Here is a 17,420-nt window from a genome sequence, read left to right on the forward strand (position 1 = left end):
GGTCCGCATGCCAGGGCAAGCTAACCCAAGAGCCGTCGATGTTAGCGTCGCTTGGTCGTTTCAGATTCGTCTTCGTTTGAAGAAGAGGACGAAACGCGAAGAAGGACGATCAATTTTATCACCGCGTTCACTTCCAGAACGGCAGGCGGATGTACGCGGGCATTCGCGTCGACCGGAACGTCCTGACGCACCGGGCGTATGACGTGGACGGGTGAACGAATTCGAGATCCGGTATTGAAGGATGAAGCATGGGAAGCGTTCGCCGCCGTCGCGAAGCGTTCGCGGACGGCGGCGCCGAGACTGCCGGGCGGGAATCGGACAAGGCGAGCGCGGTTAAACCGACCGATGGTTCCCAAGCAGAACGACGGGCACCAGCATAACCGTATTCCGTCCGTCCAGGGTCAGCTCGACGACGAAGCGATTCGTCCCCAGCGGACTGGCAAGCGAGACTTCGAACGAAATGTCCCGGGTCGTGTCCGGATAGATGGCGGAGAATAGCTTCGCCGTTCCCGCCGGTGATAGGTTGAAGCCGTCGGGACCGTACCAGCGGATGTTGAGAATATCCGATATTTTATAATGGTTGTGGACGATCAGGCGGATCGTCTTCGGTTCTCCCGCATGGATGACAGCGCCTTCCTCGCCGTAATCCACAACGACCTCGAAGAAGTCGAACCGGAATGCGGTGCCTGACGACCCGGCATAGATCGATTGGAACTTGCCTTCATGGTCATACAATAACTCTGCGTGCATGTCCGCCAATTGCGTCGGCTCGTCCGACAGAATTAGCGGGCTCGTTTTTCCGGCGATCACCCGCTTAGCTACGACCGTGACCCGATCCGTTAATTGATGGATATCGGCTGGCAGCTGATCCCCGTAAACCCCCAGCTCCCCCAGATTCAAACAAGCCGTCTTGATGCCAGCGCCGATCGGCGTAATCCAGCGCTTAGGTATGGCCTCCAGACCGTACATGATACCGAACAGCGCCCCCAAGGTTGCGGCCGTACAGTCCGTGTCTTCCCCGCAATTGACCGCCGTGCAAAGCGTCTTGTCGAAATCGCCCTCCCCGTACAGCAGGCCGAGAATAACGATCCCAAGATTGGAAGGCGCATCCCAGCCTGGAATGCCGTCCTTAAACCCTTTCTCCTCGTCCTCCAGGGAAATGCCCGCCCATACGGCATACTTGCCCCGGTGATGGCGAAGCAGATCGTCCCGCGCCTCTTCCCAGGTCAGGCCTTGGCGGAAGGATTGAATCACATGCCGGATCGCAAGCGCGACGCCGCAATCTTCCGGAATATAGGACAGGCCTATCGCAATGAGCGTTTCGATATTCCGCTCGACGAAGGCGGCGCTCTCCAGCGCGGCACAGAACACCTCCGCATAGACGCCTTCCCCGTTGCCATGATCGATGATGGCGTCCTGGTATGCATAACGTGCGGCCAGCTCGGGATAACCTGGTGCGATACAAGCCCATATCTCGGAACGGATGAACGCGCCGTTGCTATGCTTGAACACGTTATTGGCCGTACCGCTCAGCGGTGGCAGCAGACCTGCGCGCATATTCACCTTGGCGATGCCGTATTCAGCCCAGTGGGGCGTGACATAGTGCAGCCAATACTCGCCTAGCAGCCGCGCGTTCAAGTCGATGCCCTTCTCTTCGAGAGCGATCAGCCACAGCAGCTGGATATCGAGATCATCGTTCGGCACGGGGCTGCCGTCGAGCTCCTGCGTGTAGAACGAAACGCGGTTGATCTGCCGCATGAACTCAAAAGGAGCGCCGAGCGTTCCGCCAATATTTTTCCCCATCCAACAGCCAAGCACCTTATTTCGGTATTCGGTTTCGTTTAGTATCATGTCTGTCATCCTCTCTGCAAAAAACGTTCCACCCGATTATAGCACCGGTATTTCGTTTGGAAATATCGATATTTTCGCCTGTTTGTATCGGAAAATGAAGAAGTTTTCGTTCGGCGGTATGCCGAGCCGTGAATAGGAAGGAGTTCAGCGAAAATTTGTCGAAAAGGGACACAAACGCCGAGAACCTATTCGGCAAAATGAACCGGTACGGAAGCGGCCGTTGACGGGATTGCAACCGATACACAAACACAATAAACTTCCCTAATTCGACAAGGCGGTGATTGCGGTGTATAACATGCTGATTGTAGACGACGAAGAGGAAATCCGCAGAGGATTGGAAGCCTACGATTGGGAGAGGGTGGGCATTCGCGTGGCCGGGAGCTGCGAGAACGGCTTGACGGCTTGCCAACGATTGTTCAGCGAACCGGCGGATATTTTGCTCACTGATATCCGCATGCCCTTCATGGACGGATTCGAGCTGATTCATCAGATCGTTCAACGGTTTCCCTATATGAAAATCGTCATCCTGACAGGCTACAATGATTTTCAGTATGCCCGTCAAGGGATTCGGTACGGCGTCTCCGATTACTTGCTGAAGCCGGTAAGCAGAGCGGACATCGACGAGGCGTTCGGGCGGATCGTACGGGAGCTGGACGACAAGCGGCTGATCGAGATCCGGACGGCGGCTCTGGAGCGGAAGGCGAAGCTTTCCGCGCACTTCCTGCGCCAGCGCTTCCTGCAGCGGCTTCTCTTCCAGCGCTTGTCGCAGGATGAGATCGAGGAAGGCTGCTCAGAGAGTGAGATGATGTTGGAGGGAGGACGATATGCCGTCTGGATGCTTCGGATCGACCGAAGGGAGGAACAGTCCCGTTATTATTCGGATCGGGAATGGGACTTGATCCTGTTCGCGCTAGGCAATATTTTGACCGAGATGTGGGACGGAGTGGGGCACGGCTATCATTGGATCGATCGGGCGACGGGAAGATGCAGTCTGCTGTGCGCCGGCGGCGGTCTTCTGGATGATTCGGAAGTGGGAACGTCGATGAAGGCGGACAAGGCGGCTGCAATTGCCAATAATCTAAAGCGCTTTCAAGGCCTGATTATGTCTACAGTGTCGTACGGTATCGGTCCCGTCGTTCGCGACCTCTCGCAGATCCATCTATCCGGCCGTGCCGTTGCTGACGCTTTGAACGCCAACTTGGGCAAGGGCGCCGCACTTGTCGCGCCGGATCTGTCTCCCGGGCAAGAGGCCGAGTTCGCGCGGACAGCCGACAATGGATACGGAATTCCTGCGAGAGAGGCAGCCTCCGCTGGCATGATTGAAGAAGCGAAGCGATTTATCGACGCCAATTTCGAAAGGTCGATTTCGCTGCAGGACGTGGCGGAGCATATTCATTGCAATCCCAACTATCTGAGCTCGTTGTTCCGCAAGACGACGGGTAAAAACTATATCCACTATTTAACGGCCCGCAGGATGGAGCAGGCGGTCATGCTGCTGCGGCATACCTCCTTCAAGGTCTATGAAATATCAGAGATGGTCGGATATTCCACGCCCGCTTACTTCGTCGATCTGTTCCGCAAGCACAACGGTCATACGCCGCATGAATTCCGATCCTTGCACGGAAATGCCGGGGAGGGGGAGCATTGAATTGGACCCATCGGAAACGGATCATCGCAGCCTCCATCGGACTGTCGCTGTGCACCCAGATCGTGCTGGTCGCCATGGGGATTCTGGGGGCGGAACGAATGGACCGCGATATCGACGCTCAAGCAAGGGCCAAGCTGCTCGATTCCGCCAGCCATAATGTCGCGACCTATTTCAGCCAGTTGGCCTCCATGCTCAGCTTCCTGCAGTCTGGGGAGCTGGCTGACTACGTCGGTTCCTACTTAGGTTTCAAGGATGCCGAGTTTGTCGCCCGGCAGACAGATAGAGCGAATGCCGTCCTGGGTCAAATACGGTTATCCGATAGTCTTGTCGATGAGATCTATATTTTGGGCAACTTCTCGTTTCAGAAGAGTGTCGTCATACGCGCAGGCCAGGACCGGATGTCAGAGGAAACCGCGCCGTCGATCGACGATCTGACCTCATCCAACCTGCTCCCGATCCTGCAGTATACGAGAAATCGCCCAGTCGTATTCGCCGCCGGGGAGCTGACCGGCCGACTACGGAGTTCCCCGGCGATGTCGCCCCGTCAGGTGGAGGACATCCGCAAGCTGGCACAAGCGCTGGAGGGGCGTGTCATTCTGAACGGAGGCGTCTTCGAGAGCAATCCGAGATCGTTCATCGTGATCATGGTCTTGAAGGAGAACCTGCTCGGCTCGCTGGTTCATGCTGATTCATATGCCTCGTTCGCGTTAACGGATCACGACGGGCGGAGCATCGGCCGAACGCCGCTGCTAGCTGGGGACGACGTCATTCAACAGGAGAAAACGATCGACGCTTCCGGCATGAAGCTGGCCATGTACACGCAGAGAAGAGCGGAGACGGAGTCGAACAAAGAAAGATTCTTGCTGAACTATTTGATCTTCTTTCTTGTGGTCACGATCATGACCTTCGTCATCACCTTCCTCTATTCGCATTATCTGATCTTGCCGTTTCGTAAGCTGTCGCACCGGATGACGAAGCAGCATCTGCTGTTTCCGCTGCAATATTTGCGCAAGCACGACGGGGGAAAGCATCGTCTGCCACCCCTTTCCCTTCGGAAAAAACTGGTAGTACTATTTTTCGCTGCCGTATGCATTCCGGCTGTTTCTTCCGGTTTTGCTTATCATCAATTTCTGCATGCCTTCGCCGTGCAGCAGATGAAACCGGCGGTCAAACAATATGCCGACCAGGTTGGGCTGAATATTCGCCGGCAGGCGGTCATCTATGAGGATCTGATTCGGAAATTATCGTTGAATCAAACGTTCATCCAACAATTGAACAACGAGAGTCTGGGTTCGGTGTCCGGGTCTCCGCAAGCGCCGGACATTTCCTTTCTTCAGTATTCGGGCATCAACGATTCCTCGTACTTTGTCCTGTACAATTTGCTTGGCACGCGCATCTACTCCAATCAAAATTCCGAGTCCTTCAATTATCTCTCGCTGGACGGCCCGACGAGAGAGCGGATCGACCGCGCCGGGCGGGCGGTATGGCTCTCGAATGGGAGAGATCTCTACAATCAGCAGACGGTCTCACTCGTCAAGGCCGTGTTCGACAACCGTGCTCCGGCATCACGCACGGTCGGCTACATCCAGATCGTCTTTGCTCAATCGGCTTTTCAGTCGAGCTTACCGCAGGACGACGTGTATACGGCGACCTTGGATGCAGGCGGGAACCAGCTTTTTCAGAACGATGCGTTCAGAAAGATGGCGGCGGGAGAGCCGTCGGTATGGGAAGGGCTCGTGCCGGATGCACAGCAATACGCCGAGGTGAACGGGGTTCGCGGCGTGGCGCTCGTTAACGTGGACCGGGAATGGAACTGGCGTACCTATTTCATGGAGTCCACGGATGCGGTGGATGCGAAACAGCGAGCGTTGATCTTCCGCTACGCGAGCGTCATTATCGCAAGCGTGGCGCTCGCGATGCTGCTCGCATATGGGCTGTCGAGATGGCTGCTTCGCTCGCTGGAGCATCTGAAGCTGGCGATGGAGCATCAAATCGAGGAAGTGAAGATGGACCGTGAAATCCGGTACGGGGGGAAGGGCAGGGACGAGATCGGTGAGCTGATCGACAATTACAATCGGATGCTGGCGCGGATTAATGGACTGATGGAGGAAAATATCCGCATTGCGGAGGAAAACAGTCTCAGCCGGATGAAACAGCAAGAGCTGCTCTCGCTCAACATGCAAGCCGAGCTGAATATGCTGCAGCTGCAAATCAATCCCCATTTTCTGTACAACACACTGCAGAGCATCGGCATGCGCTCAAGCGGTTCGGGGGACGAAGAAGCGAGCTTCATGTTATATGCACTGGCCGATCTGTTTCGTTACAGCATCGGACAGGAGGGCCATTACGTGACGCTGGCGGAAGAGATCCGGCATACGCGAAACTATATCGCTATTCAGGAATTCCGCTTCAAAAATAAATTCACGGTCGAATGGAACGTCTCCGAGGCCGCGCTTCAGTGCCGGACGATCAAATTCATTCTCCAGCCCTTAGTCGAGAACGCGATTACGCACGGATTTCTGAATTCGATCCGCAGCGGAACGGTCTGGATCGACGCTTCGCTCAGCGAAGGGGAGTTGTTGCTCACGGTGAGAGACAACGGCATGGGCATCGAGGCGCAGCGGTTGGACGCGATCACGGAGCAATGGGAGCGCAGCCGGCCCGCTGACAGGGAAACGGCGGACGCGGGCGGCGGTACCGGCATCGGGCTAAGCAACGTATTCCATCGGCTAAGACTGCTCTATGACGGGGCATCCCGGATGAAAATCGAGAGCGAATGGTTCGAAGGGACGGCAATCCGGCTGACGATTCCGCAAACGAATCCGCAGAATGAATGAAAAAAACGATAGAAAACGGTGAATTTTCTCTCCTTGAGGGCCGGAGAGGCTCTTGTTACAGTTACATTAGGAATTGCGGCCGCAGTCCGGATCTACAACGACCATTAGGGGGAGCACATAATCGTGTCCAAAAAACAAATGTATCCAATCGTGGCGATGCTGCTGGTATTCTCGCTGGCGATCGCCGGCTGCAGCGGCAATAATGCCCCTGCGAATGATGCCGGTCCTGGTAAGGATGGCAAGGCATCTGAAGGAGGGACAACGGAGGCCGGGAAGAAAGTGACCATTCGGATTCATCTGGCTGAAGCGGAAATTTCGAAGGAACAAATCGAATCGTTCGAAGTCGAGCACCCGAACATCGACCTCGAGCGGGTTGATACCGATTTCAATAAATTGATGGGTCAGATTGCTGCGAACTCCGATACGACACCGGACATTTTCCGGTTAATGGGCGCCAGCGAGTTTCCGTTCTATGCCAGCCGGGGGCTGGCGCTGAATCTGCAGCCGTACTTTGACCGCAGTGAATATTTCAAAGCGGATGACTTGCTTGATACGACCAATATTTTCCGGTGGGATGGGCAGATGTCGGGCAAAGGCGATATTTACGGATTTCCGAAAGACTGGTCGCCGGACTTCAATTTGTTCATCAACAAGAAGCTGTTCGAAGCGGCCGGTATCCCGATCCCGAGTGACAAGGAGCCGCTGACCTGGGAGCAGGTGAAAGAATACGCGGCGAAGATGACGGTCAAGGAAGGGGACAAGGTGATTCAGTGGGGCTTGTACGATCCGCTGGGCGGCGGAGTCGGCCTCAACCAGGATGTCATGCTTGCGCAGCTGGCATCTCTGGGTCAATCGCTGTATACCGCCGACAACAACGAAATCATGCTGGATTCGCCTGAGGCGAAGCGCATCATCCAATATTGGGTCGAGGCGGTGAAGGCTCCGGTCGGACCGAGCTCGCTGAATTCCGAAGCCGCCAATTTCATCGATCTGTTCTCACAGAACAAGCTCGGAATGATGGTCGCCGGCTATTGGTTTAGCGGCCTGCTGAGAAGCAACGAGCTGACGAATAGCCACCTTGACGATTTTATGATGCTTCCTGCGCCCGTGATGAGCGGGGGAACGCGCGTCGAAGCGACGCGCAGCGGTACGGGAGGCATCATCTACAGCAAGACCAAGCATCCGGAGGAAGCCTGGACTGTATTCGAATGGTTCTACGGCGGCAAACCGGCGGACGAACGGGCGAAGAGCGGCTGGGGACTGCCCGGTTTCAAGTCGAAAGTCGAGCTCCTTCCGAGAGAAACGAATTTCGACAAGCAAACCTACGGCGTCATTACGGACGATCTGAAGCAGCTCTCCACGCTTCCGTACAACCCGTATATTTCGGCTACAGCCTTCAGCACGCTGCTCGACAAGTATATGACGCCCGTCTATTTCGACAAAGACACAGTAGATGGCGCAATTGAAAAAATCGCGAAAGAAGTCAAGATTCAAATTCGCGAGAACAAAGATATCGTCGGGGCAAAATGACGATGCAAGAGGAAGGATGACTGGCTCCAATGGGGAAGGCAGAGCGGAGAGAGAGCCGGGAGTTTTACATGCTGACGTTCCCATGGCTCGTCGTGTTTCTATTGATGTCCCTCTATCCAATGCTTTATGGACTCTACTTGAGCTTTACCAATTTCGCGGGGTTCAACTACGAGAACGTGAGATATGTCGGCCTTCGCAACTACAATAACGTTTTTTTGGACAGCGACGCGATGTTTGCGCTGGGGCGTTCCTTTTATATCGGCTCCCTGAACGTGCTGTTTAGCACGGTGTTCGGCTTCCTGATTGCCGTATTGTTGAACAACAAGTTCAAAGCGATCGGATTCTTCCGGTCGCTCTATTACCTCCCCGCCATTCTGCCGATCACGGCAGTCGGGCTGATGTGGAAGCAGCTGTTCGCGACGAACGGGGTGCTGAACGACTTCCTGAGCTGGATCGGCTTCCAGCCGATCAATTGGCTCGGGTACGATCATGCCGCGATGTCGCTGCTCATTCTGCTCAGCTGGGGCTGCGGGGGAGGCATCATCATCTATTTGGCGGGTCTGAAGGGCATCTCGCCCGAACTGTACGAGGCGGCGGCGATCGACGGAGCGGGGGCATTCAGGCGGTTTCGGCTCATCACCATCCCGCTGATGACGCCCGTCATATTCTTCAATCTGGTCTTCGGGATTATCGGCTCCCTGCAGATTTTCGCGCAAGCGACGCTCCTATCCTCGAACGGAGGCTTGATGGGCGTTCCGATCCGGCCGATCTACCTGTATCTGGTCCATACATTCCAGCAGATTTTCATGTTCCAGCGCTACGCATATGGTCTGGCATTGTTATGGGTGCTATTCATCATTACGATCCTGCTCACCCTGATCGTGTTCGGTACGAGCCGGTTGTGGGTTCATTATGAATCGGGCGAACGAAAAGGAGGCTGACCATTGACGCAACATCTCGCTACCCGTTTCACCCTGTACGGCGTTCTTTTGGCGCTGGCTCTCGTTTTCTCGTTTCCCTTGTACTGGATGGCGGCCAATTCACTCCAGCCTCTCTTTACGGGCATGACCTGGTTTCCCGAAAGGCCGACGCTTGCGAACTACCGTCTGGCCTTTACGCTGCAGCCGTATTGGATGTTCTTTCGAAACTCGTGCCTGCTTGCCTTGATTTCGGTAGGCATTCCGATCATCACGAGCTTCTTCTCCGCCTTCGCGTTCGCGCGGCTCAAGGCCAGGTTCAAGGGCGTGCTGTTCATGGTCATCCTGGCGACGATGATGATCCCCCCGACCGTGACGCAAATTCCTCAGCTTGTCCTGTTCAAGCAATACGGGCTGCTCGGCACCTATTGGCCGTGGATCATCAGCGGTCTCGGAGGCAGTCCATTTATTATCTTCCTCTACCGGCAGTTCTTCATGAATGTGCCCAGAGAGCTGGACGAAGCGGCGCGCATCGACGGCTGCTCGACGTTTGCGATCATCTGGCGTATCTACATGCCGATCTCGATTCCGGTCGTTGCGACGGCAGCGATCATGTCCTTCAACGCGAGCTGGGGAGGCGATTATCTAGCTCCCTTCATGTTTCTGCAGGAGAGGCAGTATCCGCTATCGACACAGCTGATGCAAGTCGGCTATATCTTACCGTCCTCGCCTAATGTGGACTTGTTTCAAGTCAAGCAGGCGGCGCTGCTCGTCTTCGTCCTGCCGATTCTGGTTGTGTTTCTATTCGGCCAGCGGTTCTTGATCAGCGGCATTATGACAGGCTCTATTAAATCGTAGAGATACCGCTCCGGAATGAAACAAAGGCCGGTTCGGAGCTGGGGAAACGTAAGCGGCCCCCTTTGTTCCCGAATCGAACCCGGATGAGAGCTTATAGGATCATAACGATTCGGGAACAACAGCGATCGGAAGCGTTCCCTAGTACAGGTGCGATTAGAAGCGATGATGCAGATAAGAGGCTGCCTCATCGTTTTTTTCGCAAATAAACAAGAATTAAATTAAAATTAAACGAAAATATGGTTTAATTTTAATTTAATATTTGGTAGAGTTTAATAAAACGACGAATAGAGGAGCGATCATCATGGCGAAGGGATATCAAACGATCATACACGAGAACATGCGTCTGCAATATGAAGAGACAGACAACGGCATGTGGCAGCGGGCATTCAGTCCAGGGCCGCTGGAACTGGGTGAGGCAAGCATCGCGTATCCCAATTTCCAGACCGGAATTGCCGGCGCTGCACAGGGACGCAGTTCGGCCGGAGCCACCGGGTATTCCGCCTTGTTTGCGGAGATGAGAATGGAACGGTTCGAGCCGTCCGCCGATGGTTTATTCGCCCGCTACAAGCATGACAAGCTGGGTCTTGCAGTGGAGGTCGGCATGACGTTCATACCGGGTACGGCCATGATTCGTCAGACCACCGCCGTCATGAACGAGGGGGATGAAGCGATTACGCTGACGCAGCTGTCTTCCCTTCATCTGCAGGGAATCGCCTTGGGCGGCTGCCGGCCCTGGTACGACCCGAAGAAAGTGAAGGTGCACTACTGCCGGACCGCATGGGAGGGGGAGAGCCAATGGCGGAGCGACGATCTGGAAAGCCTGGGTTTATTCCAGACCTCCGTCCACGCGGAATTGGCCACCGTCTCATTCTCTTCTGTCGGCAGCTTCAGCACCGCGAATTACGTTCCCATGATCGTCCTCGAAGATATGGAGACGAGCCGGGTGTGGTATTTGCAGATTGAGGCCTCTTCCAACTGGAATATCGAGATTGGTCATCGGAGCGCCTGGAACCGGCCGGACGGATCATTGTATCTCTATGCGGACGGAGCCAACGAGCGGGTCGGCGGATGGGTGAAACCCTTGCAGCCGGGCGAGCGCTTCGAGGCTGTCCCGGTGGCGTTTGGCTGCTGCGATGGTTCCTTCGGGGACGCGGTGCGCGAGCTGACCAAATACCGTCGTCATTCCTGCAAGCCGCAGACGGCGCGCGAGGAGCTTCCGATCGTCTACAATGATTATATGAATACGTTGTGGGGGAATCCGACGACGGAACGGCTTCTTCCCTTGATCGAAGCCGCGTTCCGGGCAGGGGCTGAATGCTTCTGCATCGATGCGGGCTGGTTCGCGACGCGGGAGGAGAACTGGTCGATGGGGCTTGGAGACTGGCGGGAAAGCCAGGACCGGTTCGGTTCCGCAGGCTTGCGCGGCATTCTAGCGGAGATCGAGCAGCGTGGCATGATCCCCGGCGTCTGGCTGGAGATGGAAGTATGCGGGGAGGAAGCGGAGCTTGGCTCGAAACCCGACTCCTGGTTTCTGATGAGGAATGGCAGGCGGGTCGGCGGAGGCGCTCGCTGGTTTCTGAACTTCGCCAATCCCGAGGTTCGTCACTACATGCATAGCGTCATCGACCGGCTTACCGCAATGGGCGTCGGCTACATCAAGAACGACTACAACGATACGGTGGGAGCGGGCGCTGAAGGCTTCGGAGGCTCGAGCGCGGACGGAACGCTGCAGCATTCCCGCGCCTTCTACTCGTTCATAGACGAGGTGAGAGAGAAGCATCCGGCGCTCGTCATCGAGAACTGCGCGTCCGGCGCAATGAGGCAGGATTACGGCATTCTGCGTCATTTCCATCTGCAAAGCTTCACCGATCAGGAAATCTATACGAGATGCCCGAGCATTCTGGGCGGCAGCTTAGCGACGGTGCTGCCGGAGCAGCTTGGCATTTGGGCATACCCGTATCCGCTGCTGCATCGCAACCATAACGCGCCGGAGACAGTTGAGACCGATAGCTACAGGCAGTCGATGGCGGACGGCGAGCAGACCATCTTCAATATGGTGAACGGCTTGTGCGGACAGCTGTATTTGTCCGGCCGCATCGACGCGGCGGACGAGCGGAACGCTGCTTTGATCGCCGAAGCAGTCGGCCTTGCGAAGCGGGAGCGCCTCTTCGTGAGAAACGCTTATCCGATCTGGCCGACCGGGTTCGCCCGAATCGGCGATGCGAACGGTTGGGCAAGTGTAGGTTTGGCCTCCGAGGATGAAGGGCGGCTGCTGCTGGCCGTATGGCGGCTTGGCAGCCATGATGAATTTATGGAGCTGCCGCTGCCGGGCTGGGCCAATCAAGCGGCAGTCGTAAATACGCTGTATCCGATCGACTTGGGACGGGTCGAGTCTTTCTACAATGAACGCAAGGGGGCCTTGACTGTACGGTTCCCAAGCCGGAACCAGGCAAGGCTGTTTGAAATCAAGCGCGATGATCGCGGGTGAAGCCGTTAATCAATCGGTGCTGCCTAACCGATTCAAACTAAGGAGGCATTGATATGCAAGCCTTGATCACGAACCGGTACGATCCGGCGGCGGAGCGGCCCAAGCTGGACGTTGAATGCTCGCACCTGTATATACCTGTTCTGGAATCGGATTGGACCTATTCGCATCATCCGCACATTGTTTATTTCCAAGGAAAACTGTACGCCATCTGGTCCAACGGCCGCGTTAATGAGGACGATCTGGGGCAGCGCGTGCTGTTGTCCGTCTCGGACGATTATTACAGCTGGTCCGACCCGGTCCCGCTCGTAGACTCGCTAATGGGCAAGCATTCCGAGCTGGTCTTGACGGCTGCAGGATTTCACCGGATTGGCGATGACAGGCTGATCGCCTATTTCGGGGAATACGAATATAAGCCGGAGCGGATCGAGAACGGACTGCGCAAACCTGGCGACGAGGGTCATATGAATACGCGCCTGCGCGCCGTCACGACGACGGACGGTGCAACATGGAGCCAACCGCTCGATATGAACCTACCGATCGTGCCGAATCACGGTCCGGCGGCGCTGTCTTCCGGCCGGCTTGTCATTAGCGGGAACGTCATGTTTCCGTATACGAACGATCCGTCCGGTCTTGCGGGATGGAAGCGGGCGGGGATCTACCCTGCGGATATGGAGGGCGAGATTCGCGATGATTCTGAATCGTTCTGGAAGGTGAAGGAGCGGACGGGCTGGCCGGTCGGACTGTGTGAAGGATCGTTGTATGAACTGGAAGACGGAACGGTCCGGATGATGCTGAGGAGCAATACGGAGAAGCTATGGGCAGCCGAAAGCCGCGATGGAGGGGCAACCTGGACGCCCCCTGTGGAGACTGATTTTACCGACAATTGGACGAAATTCCACTTCGGCCGCTTGCCGGACGGGCGTTATTATTATGTCGGATGCCCCGACCCGGAGCCCAGATGGCGGCGCAATCCGCTTGTCCTCTCTCTATCGGCGGACGGGAACACGTTCGATCGCCACTACATACTCGGCGACGACAGCTTCAAGCAGAAGTTTCCGGGCATGCACAAGGGTGGAGATTACGGCTACCCGCACTCGCTCGTTCATGACGGCTATTTGTACGTGATCTTCTCCATCCAGAAGGAGAGGGTAGCGGTCATCCGAACTCCGATCGATCGGATCTGATGAAGGGGCTTTGAGGAAAGCTGTGACCATCAGCATCAGCGATGTGTACTTGACCAGCGATATGCTATCTTATAAAACGCTCGTTAAGTCGGACAATATCAAGAAATACGCGTTCAAGGTGTTTGCACAATTCAAATAATTAAGCCTCCCAATAGGGAGGCTTTTCTTATATCTTAAGCTGATTCCAAGCTAGCCGGTGAGCCCTGAGATTATGCCCAAATAGCTGTTCATTCTTACTAACCCGACTGTAAGTTAAATCGATACCGGCTGTCCGCATTGCACGGATTTGTAGCCGGCCAAAGCGACTTCGGCCGAGCGGAGACCGTCCGTTCCCGTAATCGGAACGGGCTTGCCCGAGAGCAGGGCGTCTACGAACCCTTTCACCATGTAATGGTCCATATTGTCTCCCCAGAAGCTCCAGGCGCCTTTGCCCGCGGCGTCGCTGAACACCTCGTTGCTTTGTGCGAATGAATCGATGAACAGCTGGCCTTTGGTACCGACGATTTCCATCGTTACATCGCCCCAGGTCGGGAACGATTTCGGACGCGACCAGCTTGTATCGAGAACCCCGAATACGCCGCTGGCGAAGCGGACATGAATCATGCCGGCATCGTCGACCTTGAGCTCTTCATGGAACAGTGTTGCCGCGTAGGCGTAAACCTCTGTCACCTTCGACCCGGTGAACCAGTTCATCAAATCCATCACATGGACGGTGTGGTCGAGCAGTGCGCCGCCGCCGGACAAGTGCGGTTCAACGAACCATTGTCCCGGCATCGAGCCGCGGTTCGTCCCTTTGATCGCGACGATGTCGCCGATTTCGCCGGCATCGACCGCTTGTTTCGCGTTCACGACGGCAGCCAAATAGCGGCAAGGAAACGCCGTCATCAGCTGTACACCGTTCACCTTACACGCCTCGATCATCCGCTCCATCTCCTCCACGGAGAGGCCTAGCGGCTTCTCGCAGATAACATGCTTGCCTGCTTCTGCCGCCGCGATGACATGCTCCGCATGCTTCACGTTCTCCGAGCAGATGGCAACGGCGTCGATATCCGTCTTCAACAGCTCGCGGTAATCCTCGTAAAGCGGAATGCCATGCGTGGATCCGACTGTCTCTACGCGGCTGAGGACTTCATCGGCAATGCCGGCGATTTCGACTTCGGGCAGCGCCAGAAAAGAATTCAAATACGAATACGCGTGCCCGTGTGCGAAGCTGATCAAGCCAACCTTCAATGTTTTCATACCGATTCCGCCTTTCGCGTGTCTTGCCCGATCATGACGGCCTTGCCGGTCCGAGCCGATTCTGTCGCCGCCAGGGCGATCTCCAGCGCTTTGTATGCATCTTCCGCCGTAACGAGCGCTTCCCGGCCCTCACGAATACTATTGATAAAGTCGAGCAGCTCGATATAATAGGGGCTTTCGTAGCCTGGACTTTGCGGAACCTCGACAAACGGGCCGCCGCTTGCGGAAGCTTCCGTTTTGCGGATCTGCAGCGAAGCGGAGCGCGAGCTGTCGGTGCGGATGACGCCGCCGCTTCCGGCGAGCTCGGCTGCCGTCGTGAATGGCCCCGGATAGCCCCACTGCGCCTTCAGATTGGCAACCGCTCCGCTCTCGAAGACAAGCGTCGCCGTTGCATAGTCCAGCTCGCGGCTTGCAGCGCGTTGGCTGTAGACGGAACGGACTTCGCCGCCTGCCCAGCGGATGAAGTCGATGTCGTGAATCATCAGGTCCAGAATGACGCCGCCGCTGCAGGCATCGTCGAAGTACCAGGCGCGCGCGTGGCCGGGATGGCCGCCAATCCGGCTCGTATGGGCTACGCCGAGCCGGCCGATCGTGCCATTCTCAAGCTGATGTTTGATTTGCGCATATTCGGGAAAGTAACGGACGACATGTCCGACAAACAAGCGTACGTTGTTCTTCCGGCAGGTGTCGATCATTTCCCGGGCATCCGCCAGATTGAGCGCGATCGGCTTCTCGCAGATAACATGCTTGCCCGCCTCTGCCGCTTCAATAGCCAATTGTTTATGCAAATAGCTCTGAACCGCGATACTGACAACTTCGCAGCCGCTTTGCTCGAGCATATCGCGGTACGACACATAGGCTGGGGCACCGATTCGATCCGCGGTGCGCCGCACCTGTTCTTCCTCAATGTCACATACACCGACTACCGTAACGCCGGGCATCTCGGCATAGCTGCTTGCGTGCACGTTGCCGAGTCCACCGCAGCCGACAATGGCTACTCTCATCTCTATTCCCTCGTTTCCGATTATTGTATAATGGGTCTTACCATTACAATATCGTTCGGTGGCTGGCGGTTGTATGACGGTATTTGCCGAATTACTGTGGAAATTTGTCTCGGGATCAGAGAATACTATAGAACGTCAAAATTTTAATCTTTATATAGCGATAGATACTTACTTACAGCAGAGGCTGGCAAAAGAGCGGTTCTTAGCCGGCCGCGGGCAGGGAGCAGCGAATGAACATTTACGAAGAGCCCATTCATTACCAGAATCCGCTCCTTCATATGAAAGTGTGGGAGTTTACATCGAACATGGCTCCTTCTGCTAAACCTCCGGCAGATTGGACCTGGCATTACCATAAGGAGGTGGAATTCCTCTTTATCCGCTCAGGCATTCACGGCATGCACACGCTCAATCGCAGCTATATCCTGAACCCCGGCGACGTAATGGTGATCGGGGCCTCCCAGCCGCATTGGGGCAACAAGCTGAGCGAGGAAGACTTGGTCTACATTGTGCTGCATGTCGATTTGCAGCCTTATTTCGATCCGCCGATGATGATGTACTACCCGCATTTCTCCGAGGTGAAGAGCCCGCTTGAAGCGCTGAACGATATGTTCCGCGAGGACGACTCCTTGAGGGAAGAGGTGGCCGGCTTCATCGTCCGCGTGCATGAAGAGATCATGGAACGCAAAAAAGGATACGAAATCGCCGCAAGCATCTATATCCGCCAAATACTGCTGTCCATGCTCCGGGGAGACCAGAAGGAGCTGCTCCAAGCAAACGATGCGGAGAGCTCCATCATATTGCGGCCGATTCTGGAATATGTAGAACGCCATCTGCACGAAAGAATCACGTTAGAAGAAGTCAGCAAGCTGGCGAAGATGAGCTATTTTTATTTCTCCAAGTTTTTCAAAAAAACGACGGGACTTACGTTCACGGAATACATGAACCGGAAACGGATTTTTCGCGCCGAGCAGCTGCTGCTGACGACCGGGCTAACGATTACGGAGATCGCCGAAACGGTCGGCATCGAGAACATGACGCATTTCTACCAGCTGTTCAAACGCTATACCGGCAGCACGCCGAAGCAATTTCTTTCCAAAATGCATGCTGAGGACGAATGAAGGAGCACCGGGATTTCCCGGTGTTTTTTTGTACACTCATAAGGTTCTTTACATTCCTACATGCAAGGAAACAATGCTTGTGGACCTCCTCCAGTTCCTGTTATACTTCAAAAGTGAAAGGATGTTCATTTATGGTTCAAGTATTGAAAGATGAATTGCGCCAAGCGATTCTCCGGAATGCCCAGGATGAATTTTTGCAATACGGGTATGCAGCAGCTTCCATCAAACGGATTGCAGACAAGGTAGGCATGTCCGCCGGCAATTTATATCGGTATTACGCGGGCAAGGAAGCCCTATTCGACTCGGTGGTTGAGCCGGTATTTCATAAGTTGGAGTCGGTAATCAAGAGCCATGTCAGGGAGCCTTCGAATGAAGACAATATTTTTGAGCTTGTTGTTCAAGCGCTGATCGGTCTGATCGGAGAATTGCGCGGACCGCTATTAGTTCTAATCGACAGCAGCAAGGGAACGAAGCACGAAGACGCTTTGCAGAGGCTGCATCAGATGATGGCAGATAATGTTGCAGGCCACTTGGAGGCCTATAACAGCGCCCAGGGACGGGTAGTGTTCACCGAGCAGGCCGTATGGCCGATTTCCGTTGCTTTCTTGCAGGGTTATTTTGAGATTATCCGGCGTCACTCAGACACGGAGGAAAGTACAAGTATGGTACGCCAGTACGTCTTATTCTGGTACCAAGGTTTGCGGGCGTTTCTGTAAGCTGTGCTTGCAGCCTTTTTTTTGATTTAA

12 protein-coding genes are annotated in these 17,420 nt (G+C 55.2%); 9 read left to right on the forward strand and 3 right to left on the reverse strand.

The genetic code is table 11. From position 1 onward, the window contains the following. Positions 1 to 333: 333 nt before the first annotated feature. Positions 334 to 1,851: an ADP-ribosylglycohydrolase family protein gene (locus NNL21_RS17670; protein ID WP_204822182.1), complete on the reverse strand. Its 1,518-nt coding sequence runs from the start codon at positions 1,849 to 1,851 to the stop codon at positions 334 to 336. A gap of 295 nt (positions 1,852 to 2,146) precedes the next feature. Here NNL21_RS17670 and NNL21_RS17675 point away from each other — a divergent pair, with 295 nt between their 5' ends. The 7 genes from NNL21_RS17675 (at position 2,147) to NNL21_RS17705 (ending at position 13,313) form a co-directional block, all read left to right on the forward strand. Next, positions 2,147 to 3,499 carry a response regulator transcription factor gene (locus tag NNL21_RS17675; RefSeq protein ID WP_256555342.1) on the forward strand — a complete coding sequence of 451 codons (1,353 nt, stop codon included), beginning with the start codon at positions 2,147 to 2,149 and terminating at the stop codon, positions 3,497 to 3,499. Then, positions 3,496 to 6,336, forward strand: a complete 2,841-nt coding sequence (locus NNL21_RS17680; RefSeq protein WP_204822184.1) for a sensor histidine kinase — start codon at positions 3,496 to 3,498, stop codon at positions 6,334 to 6,336. Before NNL21_RS17675 ends, NNL21_RS17680 begins: the two co-directional genes overlap by 4 nt. 123 nt (positions 6,337 to 6,459) lie before the next feature. After that, positions 6,460 to 7,866: an ABC transporter substrate-binding protein gene (locus NNL21_RS17685; protein WP_204822185.1), complete on the forward strand. Its 1,407-nt coding sequence runs from the start codon at positions 6,460 to 6,462 to the stop codon at positions 7,864 to 7,866. A gap of 29 nt (positions 7,867 to 7,895) precedes the next feature. After that, on the forward strand, positions 7,896 to 8,807 hold the full coding sequence (locus NNL21_RS17690; protein ID WP_204822186.1) for a carbohydrate ABC transporter permease: 912 nt from the start codon (positions 7,896 to 7,898) through the stop codon (positions 8,805 to 8,807). Positions 8,808 to 8,810: 3 nt separating this feature from the next. Further along, complete coding sequence (locus NNL21_RS17695; protein WP_204822187.1) at positions 8,811 to 9,641, forward strand: carbohydrate ABC transporter permease; 831 nt, start codon at positions 8,811 to 8,813, stop codon at positions 9,639 to 9,641. Between the two features lie 301 nt (positions 9,642 to 9,942). After that, positions 9,943 to 12,129 (forward strand): glycoside hydrolase family 36 protein, encoded by a 2,187-nt coding sequence (locus NNL21_RS17700; RefSeq protein WP_204822188.1) that lies wholly within the window; start codon positions 9,943 to 9,945, stop codon positions 12,127 to 12,129. Positions 12,130 to 12,182: 53 nt separating this feature from the next. Continuing rightward, a complete protein-coding gene (locus tag NNL21_RS17705) occupies positions 12,183 to 13,313 on the forward strand; it encodes a sialidase family protein (RefSeq protein ID WP_204822189.1) in 1,131 nt (376 codons plus the stop codon). 252 nt (positions 13,314 to 13,565) lie between these two features. On the opposite strand, the gene NNL21_RS17710 is transcribed toward NNL21_RS17705, so the two are convergent. After that, positions 13,566 to 14,552: a Gfo/Idh/MocA family protein gene (locus NNL21_RS17710; protein ID WP_204822190.1), complete on the reverse strand. Its 987-nt coding sequence runs from the start codon at positions 14,550 to 14,552 to the stop codon at positions 13,566 to 13,568. Continuing rightward, on the reverse strand, positions 14,549 to 15,556 hold the full coding sequence (locus NNL21_RS17715) for a Gfo/Idh/MocA family protein (RefSeq protein WP_204822191.1): 1,008 nt from the start codon (positions 15,554 to 15,556) through the stop codon (positions 14,549 to 14,551). Before NNL21_RS17715 ends, NNL21_RS17710 begins: the two co-directional genes overlap by 4 nt. Positions 15,557 to 15,786: 230 nt before the next feature. Here NNL21_RS17715 and NNL21_RS17720 point away from each other — a divergent pair, with 230 nt between their 5' ends. Then, a complete protein-coding gene (locus NNL21_RS17720; RefSeq protein ID WP_204822192.1) occupies positions 15,787 to 16,674 on the forward strand; it encodes a helix-turn-helix transcriptional regulator in 888 nt (295 codons plus the stop codon). A 131-nt stretch (positions 16,675 to 16,805) separates the two neighbouring features. Then, positions 16,806 to 17,390 (forward strand): TetR/AcrR family transcriptional regulator, encoded by a 585-nt coding sequence (locus NNL21_RS17725; protein WP_204822193.1) that lies wholly within the window; start codon positions 16,806 to 16,808, stop codon positions 17,388 to 17,390. Positions 17,391 to 17,420 lie beyond the last annotated feature (30 nt).

Origin of the sequence: Paenibacillus mendelii (genome assembly GCF_024498075.1) — a bacterium.
GTDB classification, from domain to species: Bacteria; Bacillota; Bacilli; order Paenibacillales; family Paenibacillaceae; genus Paenibacillus_Z; species Paenibacillus_Z mendelii.